Annotated in this window: 1 protein-coding gene; it reads left to right on the top strand. The window is 38.0% G+C overall.

The window, feature by feature from the left end; genetic code table 11:
- Nucleotides 1-313: malic enzyme-like NAD(P)-binding protein (locus LG649_RS15995; protein WP_317197668.1), on the top strand; the 313-nt coding region annotated here is incomplete at both ends.

Raw genomic sequence — 313 nt, 5'->3', positions numbered from 1 at the left:
TAGTGCACCTCTAAAAATAGATACGCTTGAGGAAGCTATGAAAGATGCCGATGTGTTTATAGGGTTATCTATGGCCGATCTTGTTACTCCAGATATGCTTTTAGCAATGGCTCAAAACCCAATTGTTTTTGCAATGGCAAATCCAGACCCAGAAATTAAATACGATTTGGCTATAGCTACGCGCAAAGATATAATTATGGCTACCGGCCGTTCAGATCATCCTAACCAAGTAAACAATGTATTAGGGTTTCCTTTTATTTTTAGAGGTGCACTAGATGTTAGAGCCACAAAAATAAATGAAGCCATGAAAATG

This window comes from Neotamlana laminarinivorans, from assembly GCF_020523925.1.
GTDB lineage: Bacteria > Bacteroidota > Bacteroidia > Flavobacteriales > Flavobacteriaceae > Neotamlana > Neotamlana laminarinivorans.
The sequence above is the reverse complement of the archived record's forward strand: the minus strand, read 5'-3'. Positions and strand labels throughout refer to the sequence as shown.